This is a genomic window from Longimicrobium sp., assembly GCA_036387335.1.
Classification (GTDB): Bacteria; Gemmatimonadota; Gemmatimonadetes; order Longimicrobiales; family Longimicrobiaceae; genus Longimicrobium.
This window is the reverse complement of record DASVTZ010000040.1, coordinates 1-8,268: the sequence shown is the minus strand read 5'-3', so window position 1 is coordinate 8,268 and position 8,268 is coordinate 1. Positions and strand designations below refer to the sequence as shown.

General features: G+C 73.2%; 8 protein-coding genes. All 8 read right to left on the bottom strand.

The features are described from left to right. Window positions 1-334 precede the first annotated feature (334 nt). Window positions 335-715 (bottom strand): carboxypeptidase-like regulatory domain-containing protein, encoded by a 381-nt coding sequence (locus VF647_03535; GenBank protein HEX8451141.1) that lies wholly within the window; start codon window positions 713-715, stop codon window positions 335-337. Between the two features lie 27 nt (window positions 716-742). Beyond that, window positions 743-2,008 (bottom strand): O-antigen ligase family protein, encoded by a 1,266-nt coding sequence (locus VF647_03530; protein HEX8451140.1) that lies wholly within the window; start codon window positions 2,006-2,008, stop codon window positions 743-745. A gap of 19 nt (window positions 2,009-2,027) precedes the next feature. Next, the gene (locus VF647_03525; protein HEX8451139.1) at window positions 2,028-3,185 is read right to left on the bottom strand and encodes a glycoside hydrolase family 99-like domain-containing protein; all 1,158 of its coding nucleotides are present in this window, start codon (window positions 3,183-3,185) and stop codon (window positions 2,028-2,030) included. A gap of 208 nt (window positions 3,186-3,393) precedes the next feature. Next, on the bottom strand, window positions 3,394-4,683 hold the full coding sequence (locus tag VF647_03520) for an oligosaccharide flippase family protein (GenBank protein ID HEX8451138.1): 1,290 nt from the start codon (window positions 4,681-4,683) through the stop codon (window positions 3,394-3,396). 10 nt (window positions 4,684-4,693) lie between these two features. Beyond that, on the bottom strand, window positions 4,694-5,710 hold the full coding sequence (locus VF647_03515; GenBank protein HEX8451137.1) for a glycosyltransferase family 2 protein: 1,017 nt from the start codon (window positions 5,708-5,710) through the stop codon (window positions 4,694-4,696). Next, complete coding sequence (locus VF647_03510) at window positions 5,707-6,927, bottom strand: glycosyltransferase family 1 protein (GenBank protein HEX8451136.1); 1,221 nt, start codon at window positions 6,925-6,927, stop codon at window positions 5,707-5,709. The genes VF647_03515 and VF647_03510 overlap by 4 nt, the downstream gene beginning before the upstream one ends. Continuing rightward, complete coding sequence (locus VF647_03505) at window positions 6,917-8,050, bottom strand: glycosyltransferase (GenBank protein ID HEX8451135.1); 1,134 nt, start codon at window positions 8,048-8,050, stop codon at window positions 6,917-6,919. The genes VF647_03510 and VF647_03505 overlap by 11 nt, the downstream gene beginning before the upstream one ends. Before the next feature lies 1 nt (window position 8,051). Then, window positions 8,052-8,268, bottom strand: a 217-nt coding sequence (locus VF647_03500; GenBank protein ID HEX8451134.1) for a sugar transferase, incomplete at its 5' end; no start/stop codon positions are given.

The window sequence follows — 8,268 nt, the reverse complement described above, 5'->3', positions numbered from 1 at the left end:
TCCTGCTGCGGAGTCAAGGTGAATTATAAATCCATGTACAACAAGTTTTCGGCAAATCCAACGATTTCGGGTATAAAAGTCCAGCATTGGCGCCAATTCCGTCTCTCGCGTGTACCTTTTACTGTCGAACCCCTGCTGTGTCTCTGTGTGAGCCATGCAGTCGCAGTTCTCTCTGCGTCTCCGCGCCTCCGCGTGAGACTTCCGTTGCGGCAACGGCGCATCACTGCCTGGCCCCTCGGGACGCGCAGTAGATCCTTCGCTCCGCGCCAGGGTTCCGTATCCGGGAGAGGTCGGAGCAGCGCGTCGCTCAGGATGACAGGGACCGCCTGCCTGATCAGCGGGCGACCAGGACGAAGGTGACCTCGCGCCGGGCACCGCGCGCGATGGTGAGCGTGTCCACGAACTCGCGCTCCCCGGGGCGGAGCGTGTATTCCGGCGGGACGCCGATGAACACGCCGTACGCCCCCGCCGCCACCTCGGGAAAGAGGTGCTCGCCCTCCGCGCCGGTGCGGGCCCGCCCCATGACGGCGGCGCCCGTGTAGAGCACCACCTCCACGTTGGAGATCGGCGCGCCGGACGCGTCCTGCGTGCGCACGCGCACCTGCGCGAAGTCGTACTGCGAGTGGATCAGGTTCTCGCACCCCGCAGCCAGCAGGAGCAGCAGGCCCAGCAGCGCGGCGAAGGGGCGGGCGCGGGGGTGAAGCGAACGCGGCATCGGGACCAGCCTCAGGGGGAGCGGAGATCACCCGGCCCCCGCGCGGGCGGGGACCGGCAGCACGAGCGGAGCGCCGGGCGCGGGCTCCGCGTCGCGCGGGGCGGCGGCCACGCCCAGCCAGGCGCACGAGAGCATCAGCCAGAACGCCGGCTCCGTAAGGAGCTGGTAAAAGATGTTGAACAGCAGGAACCCGACCACCACCGGCCGGAACGGCGTCCTGCGCACCACCGGGTACAGCGTGATCACCAGCCCCACCAGGAGCGCAAAGATCCCCATCTCCGCCAGGAGGGTGGCGTAGAACGAGTGGAAGTTCGCGTAGCGGGTGCCGGGGAGGAGGTCCGTGAGCACCGACCCCGCGTTGCCGTAGCCGATGCCGATCAGCGCGTTCTTCCAGCTCCGCCCCGCCACGTCCATCGCCCGCTCGATGAGCTGGACGTGGATGCTGTTGCTGGTGCCCTCGCGCGCCGTGAAGCGCGCGCCGAGCATCTCTCCCGCCGCGGCGAGCACGTCCAGCGCGCCGGGAACGACGAAGACGCCCAGGATCACCGCGGCGGTGGCCAGGAGCCCCGCCGCCACCCGCCCTGGCGTGAACCGCACCCGGCGCCGCTCGGCGAACGCGGCGGCCATCATCCCCATCGCCCCCATTATGGCGGAGCGCGAGAGGGTGAGGATCAGCGACAGGACGGTGACGGCCGCCGCCACCCCCCGCGCCTTCGACGGCCTTCCGAAGCGGTAGATCAGGAAGAGGAAGATGGCCGAGACGAGGCCGCCGCGGTTTGGGTCCAGCGTCTGCCCGCCGGGGCGGGGCATGATGGAGCCGAAGCGCACCGGCACCAGGTCCACGAACCCGCCGCCCGCGGCGCCGGGATCGTTCAGCCAGACGGCAATCTGCGCGACGTTGAAGAGGGAGCTCACCAGCAGCCCCAGGTAGGCGCCGCGCACCAGGATGGAGGCGGGGTCGGGCCGGTTGGCCAGCACCACCGCCACGAAGAGGATGGTGAAGAGCTGGAAGGCGAGGAGGACGGCCCGCTTGCCCGACAATTCGGGGTCGCTGCTCCCCACGGCCGAGGCCAGCGCCAGGGCGCCCAGCAGCATCGACAGCGCCAGGTACACCTGCCCCTCCCGCCGCAGCTCCACCCGCCGCATGGCGCCGAGCGCGGGAAGCTCCAGCATCAGCAGCAGCGGCATCAGCACCAGGTAGGGGGGCATGGTGACGGGCCCCATGCCGCCCAGCAGGTCGATCCGGTCCGCGCCCATGGTCGCGATCCAGAAGACCAGCAGCGCATCCCTCACGCGGAGCCCGCCCCGTGCTTCACGCCACTCCGGCCACGCGGGGCGCGGCGGGCGCGCGGCGCGCGGAAGGCTGCGCGTACGGGGCCAGCGCGTCGCGCGTCGCCTCCAGGAAGCGCCGGCCGAAGCGCCGGTCGGGCTCCAGGTGGCACCCCTCGGCCCACTCGTTCCATGCGTTCACGAACACGATCTGCTCGTCGGGCTCGTTCCCCGCCACGCGCCTGCACGCGTGCTCCAGCCAGCGCTGGTACAGGGCCGGGTCGTCGTTCTGGATCACCGTGCCCCCGGAGCGGCGGCGGGCGGAGTTGTCCCAGCTCGGCATCACGCAGGGGAAGACCCGCTCGCCCGCGGGCACGCGCCGCATCGCTTCCTCGGCCACGTCGCGGTAGCTGAGCACGTGCAGCCGGGTGCGCACCGGCGCCAGCAGCTCCACCATCACCCTGCGCGCGGCGCGGCGGGCAAAGGTGCGCACGCCCGCCAGCGGGCCGTCCACCGCGGCCATGCGGCCGGTGGGCGCGAACTCCGTGAGCGCGTCGAAGCCGTCGGCGAGCGCCTCCGCGTACTCCGTGCGGTCGCCCGGGCTCTTCACGGCGCACAGGTACAGCTCGGGCTCCCCCAGGCGGGCCGCCGTCTCGCGCCAGGTGCGGATGACGGCGGCGCGGTCCACCAGGGCGCCGGGCTGGTACACCAGGAAGAGCGGGCGCCCGCCGACCCGCACGTAGCGCCGGTCGCGAAATGCGCGCACCAGCCACTCCATGTGGTGCGCGGCGTCGTAGACGGCGTAGTCCTGGCGCATGAGCACCTCGTGCTCGGCCCCGTCCCAGCGCCGCGTCCAGTTGCCGTTCGCCCAGCAGAGGCAGAAGGGAAAGTCGGGCTTTCCGGAGGCGAGCACCTCGTCGAACGGGCGCTCCAGCAGCCGGCGGCCGTCGTCGAACCAGTAGTGGTAGTAGCAGAACCCGCCGATCCCGTACTCCTTCGCCAGCTCCGCCTGCGCCAGGCGCGTCTCCTCCAGCCGCAGGTCGTAGAAGCCCAGGTCCGCCGGAATGTGGGGCTGGTAGTGCCCCTTGAAGCGCGGGCGCGACTGCGCCACGTTGGTCCACTCGGTGAACCCCGGCCCCCACCACGCGTCGTTCTCGGGGATGGGGTGGTACTGCGGAAGATAGAAGCAAAGCGCTCGCATCGAAGCTCCTGGCCCGGGCGTCCAGCCCGCGGGCAATGGTCCTGCGTAAGGGGTGCCGCCCGGCTCCCGCCGCGAAACGCCGTCCGCCGCGTGCTGGCGCGGCCGGCGTCGCCCGCGCGCTCGAGGGGTGCGGCGGCGGGGCTCGCGGAGCGCGGAATGTATGCCGGCCCCCGGTGCCAGTCAACGAAAGCGGGGCCCCGCAACGCCTTCAGCCGCGCAGCCCCAGCTCGCCGCTGGAGGGGCGCAGCACCAGCCAGCAGAGCCCCGCCTCCACCACCGCCTCGGCCAGCACCGCGGCCACGGCCATGCCGGCGGCGCCGTAGCGGGGCGCCAGCAGGGCGGCCAGCAGCAGGTTGGCCGCTCCCGCCGCAAGGACGAACCGCACGTACGCACGGTCACGTCCCAGCGGCAGGATCCAGTTGAGCCCCAGCACCGTGCCCAGCGCCAGGATCGGCGGCAGGAACGCCAGAATGCGCAGCACCCCGGTGACCGGCTCGTACCCCGGGCCGAACAGCACGCGCGTCAGCAGCGGCGCCGCCAGCGCGATGGACGCCCCGGCGGCCACCCCCAGCCCCACGATGGGGCCCAGGCTGCGGCGGACGAGCGCGGCGGCGGCCGGGCGGTCGTGCACCACCAGGTGGTTGATGCGCGGGTAGAGCGCCTGCGACACCGGCAGCAGCAGGTTGCTGGCGGCGCGCACCAGCTTCTCGGCCGAGCCGTAGAAGCCCGCCGCGTGCGGCCCGGCGAAGAGCCCGAGGGTAAAGGAGTTGGCGGTGGTGTACGCGCTGGCCGCCCCGCAGAACACGAAGAGGGGCCACCCGTCGCGCAGCGCCGCGGTCCACTCGCGCGGGCTCCCGGCGCGAAAGGGAACCTCGCGGTACATCCACGCCGTGGCGGCGGCGGCGGAAAGGAGCGCCGCCCCCGCCTGCAGCGCCAGCACGCGCCAGCCGTCCTGCGGCGTCCGCACCAGCACGAACACGCCGGCCGCGGCCCCCAGGCGGGTCAGCACGTCCAGCGCCGCGATCCCTCGCATCCGCTCCACCCCCTGGAAGTACCACATGGGGAGGAAGCCCTGCAGCACCGCCGCCGCCAGCCCCCACACCAGGTAGCGCGGCTCGCGGCGGAAGAGCGGCACCAGCACGAAGGCGAGCGCCGAGGCCGCCGCCACCCCCGTCAGCAGGAGGAGCTTGGCGCCCTGCACGGCGCTCACGATGCGCGCCACCTCCCGCGCGTCGCCGCGGCCGCGGGCCACCATGCGCGTGGCGGAGAAGGCGAAGCCGTAGTGCAGCACGATCGCCAGCCACGCGGCGAACGCCTGGCTGAACACCAGCACCCCCCAGGCGCCGGGGCGCAGCACCCGCGTGAGGTAGGGCACCGTCGCCAGCGGCAGGAGGTAGCCGGCGAACTGCACGAAGTAGAGCGCGACCGTGTTGTGCACCAGCGCGCTCCCGCGCGCGCGGCGCCACAGGGCGCGCCCCGCCGTTCCGCGCCCGCTCACGCCGCCCGTCTCACGTGCCCCAGCAGAGCCGGGCGATCATCCGCACGCGGTCCCACTCGCCGCGGCCGGCACGCCGCAGCGCCGCCACCGCCAGGGCCAGGTAGACCGTGGGCAGCGCCGCGGGCTTGTACTTGCGGGTGTACAGGATGCGGTTGCGCATGAAGTGGTAGTCCGCCAGCGCCGTCTTCTTTCCCGCGTGCGCCCCTATGCTCCCCCCCTCGCGGTGGAAGACGACGCTCGCGGGCGCGTACGCCATGCGGAAGCGCCCGGCGTTGCGTGTGGCCCAGTCGATCTCCTCGAAGTAGAGGAAGTAGTCCTCGCTCATCAGCCCCACCTCGCGCAGGAAGGCCGACGACACCAGCATCGACGCCCCCGTGACGTACGACAGCCGCCGCTCCACCCGGGCCGCGTCCACGGCGAGGGCGGCGGGCTGGTTGGCGCCCACGTGCCGCGGCAGCGCCAGCCAGGGATTGTAGCGCGCGCCGCCCCACGCCTGCACGGTGGCGGGGTCGTGGTAGTAGAGGAGCGTGGAGCCCACGACCCCCACCCGCGGGTCGCGCCGCATCTCCTCCACCATGGCGCCCAGGCTGTCAGGGCGTACGACCGTGTCGTTGTTCAGCAGCCACACGGCGTCGAAGCCGCGCGCCAGTGCGTAGCGGAGCCCCACGTTGTTGCCCCCCGCGAAGCCCAGGTTCCCCCCGGTCCGCACCAGCACCAGCGGAGCGTCGTCGCCCGGCTCGCCGCCGCGCTCCGCCTGCTCGCGGCCGTACTCCACGAAGGGGATGGGCTTGGGGAGCGGAGGAAAGGAGAGGCCGCGCAGGGGGTTGGACGGCGGCACCCTCGCGTCCAGCCGCCCCTCGGCCCAGGCGCGCAGGTGCGCCAGCGAGCCGTCGTGCGAGGCGTTGTCGCACACCACCACCGTCAGCTCGCGGTGATCGCCGCGCAGGACGCTCTCCAGGCACTCCAGGGTGTCGGCCCAGCCGTTGTAGTTGAGGAGCACGACGCAGACGCGCACGGGCGGCCTCACCGCGGTTTCGCCGTTGGGCGCGGCGCCCGCCGCGCCGCGCCGCCGTCCGCCACTTCCAGGATTAGATCCGTGGTGCGTGCCGCCGTCGCGTCCCAGGTGAGGAGCGCGGCGCGGCGACGTCCGCGCGCCACCATCTCGTCGCGCAGGGGGCCGGGGCGCAGGCTGCGCACGGCATCCGCCATCGTGTCCCAATCGTCGGGGTCCGCCATCAGCCCCGCGTCGCCCACCGCCTCGGGGATGGAGGCGCGGTTGGAGGCCACCACCGGAAGCCCCCACGCCATCGCCTCCAGCACCGGCAGGCCGAACCCCTCGAAGTACGATGGGAAGAGGAGGCATTCGGCGCGGCCGTACAGCGCGCGCAGCAGGTCGTCGTCCACCGCGCCCAGGTCCGCCACCGCGTCGCCGACGCCCAGCTCGCGGGCGCGGGCGGCGAGCGGCTCGTCGCCGGGATAGTGCCGCCCCGCCACCACCAGGCGCAACCCCGGCTGCTCCGCGCGCAGCCGCGCCAGCACCTGGAGCGCCGCCCGCAGGTTCTTGTGCGGCTTCTGGTTGCCGACGACGAGCAGAAAGGGCGCGAAGCCCTCCGCCCGCCGCAGCGCATCCTCCGACGGCGCGCGCGCGGTGACGTCGCCGCCCACGCCGAGCGGCACCACCTCCAGCTTCGGGGCGGCGCCTGGGAAGCGCGCGGCCAGGTCGTCGCGCGTGAAGCGGGAATCGGCCACCACGCGGCGCGCGCGGCTCACGGCGGCGCGCAGCACCACGCCGCCCAGCGCCCGCTTCCACGCGGCGAACATGGCGGTGAGCCGGAACTGCGCCAGGTCGTGCACCGTCACCAGCGTGGGCGGCAGCGGCCCGCCGAGCGGCACGTCGTAGTGGGGAAAGAAGCCGGCATCCGCGGCAAGCGCCCCGCGCGCACCCAGGGCCAGCCACTGGAGCTGCGCGGCCGGGCTGTAGTAGTGGTGCGCGAACGGCACCACCTCTGCCCGCCCCGCCTCGCCCAGCCCCTCCAGGAAGCCGTGCAGCTCGTCCGGCCGGCCCAGCAGCGCCACGCGGCCGAAGCGGGGGTCGCGCAGCACGCGCGCCAGCACCTCGCGGGTGTAGCGTCCGATCCCCGAAAGGTGAAGCCCGCGCGCATCCACAAGGAGCGAGCGGGGTTCCACGGGGCGTGCGTCGGCGGCGGGGGGCGGGGCGGCCCCGCGCTCCGCGTCAGCCGGCACCCACGGACTCCAGCAGCAGCGGGCGGTCGGCGGGCGCGGCCAGGGCGCGGCTCCGCTCGCGCTCCACGGCGGCGTGGATGCGGCGGTGGAACTCCTCCGGCCGGAAGCGCTCCGCGTTGCGGCGGCAGAGCGCGGGATCGGTCTCCATCGCCTCCAGGCGCAGGATGCCGTCCACCAGCGAGTCCACCGTCTGCTCCTCAAAGAAAACGCCGGTCACCCCGTCCACCACCGTCTCCAGGGCGCCGCCGCGCGCGTAGGCCACCACCGGGCGCCCCGCCGCCTGCGCCTCCACCGGCGCGATCCCGAAGTCCTCCAGCCCGGGGAAGAGGAATCCCCTGCACCGCGCGTAGAGCGACGCCACCTCGTCGTCCTCCGCCCAGCCGCGCAGCTCCACCGTGGGACCGGCGAGGGCGCGCAGGCGCTTCATCTCCGGCCCGCGCCCCACCACCACCAGCCGCCGGCCCAGCCGCGTGGCCGCCTGCACCGCCAGGTCCACGCGCTTGTACCCCACCAGCCGCGACACCACCAGGTAGAAGTCCTCGGGGGGAAGGCCGTTGGGGCGGATGGCGCCGGTGTCCACGGGCGGGTAGACCACCTCCGAGTCGCGGCGGTAGTGGCGGCGGACGCGGCTCGCCACCTCGCGCGAGTTGGAGATGAAGTGGTCCACCCGGTCGCTCGACACGCGGTCCCAGATGCGCAGCCAGTGCGCGATGGGGGCGAAGAAGGGGCGGAACAGCTTGCCGCGCGTGTACTCGGGGTAGAGGTCCCAGATGTAGCGGCAGGGGGTGTTGCAGTAGCAGACGTGCAGGGTGCCCGGCCGGGTGACGATCCCCTTTGCGCAGGCGGTGCTCACCGAGATCACGACGTCGAAGGCGGAGAAGTCGAACTCCTCGAACGCCATCGGCATCAGCGGCAGGAACGCCATGTGGCTGCGGCGCACCAGCGGGATGCGCTGGATGAAGGAGGTCACCACCCTGGCCGCGCGCAGCGCCGGCAGCGTCTTGCGCGCGTCGTACACCGCCGTGTAGATGGGCGCGTCGGGGAACATGCGGTGCAGCTCGTACAGCACGCGCTCGCCACCGCCGTAGGTGTCCATCCAGTCGGTGACCAGCGCCACCTTCATCTCAGTACGCCCCTTCCCCGCGCAGCACCACCACCATGGTGCGCAGCATGATGCGCACGTCCAGCCAGAGCGACCACTCCGCGATGTAGCTGCGCTCCATGCGCAGCACCTCGTCGAAGTCCGTCACCAGGTTGCGCCCGCTCACCTGCCACGGCCCCGTGATCCCCGGCGTCACCGCCAGCCGCTCGAAGTGCCGCGCCTCGAAGCGCTCCATGTCC

What these genes read in the sequence shown, in the direction of transcription:
- VF647_03525 (HEX8451139.1), bottom strand. Translation starts at nt 3,185, where the DNA reads ATGCGAGCGCTTTGCTTCTATCTTCCGCAGTACCACCCCATCCCCGAG.
- VF647_03505 (HEX8451135.1), bottom strand. Translation starts at nt 8,050, where the DNA reads ATGAAGGTGGCGCTGGTCACCGACTGGATGGACACCTACGGCGGTGGC.
- VF647_03535 (HEX8451141.1), bottom strand. Translation starts at nt 715, where the DNA reads ATGCCGCGTTCGCTTCACCCCCGCGCCCGCCCCTTCGCCGCGCTGCTG.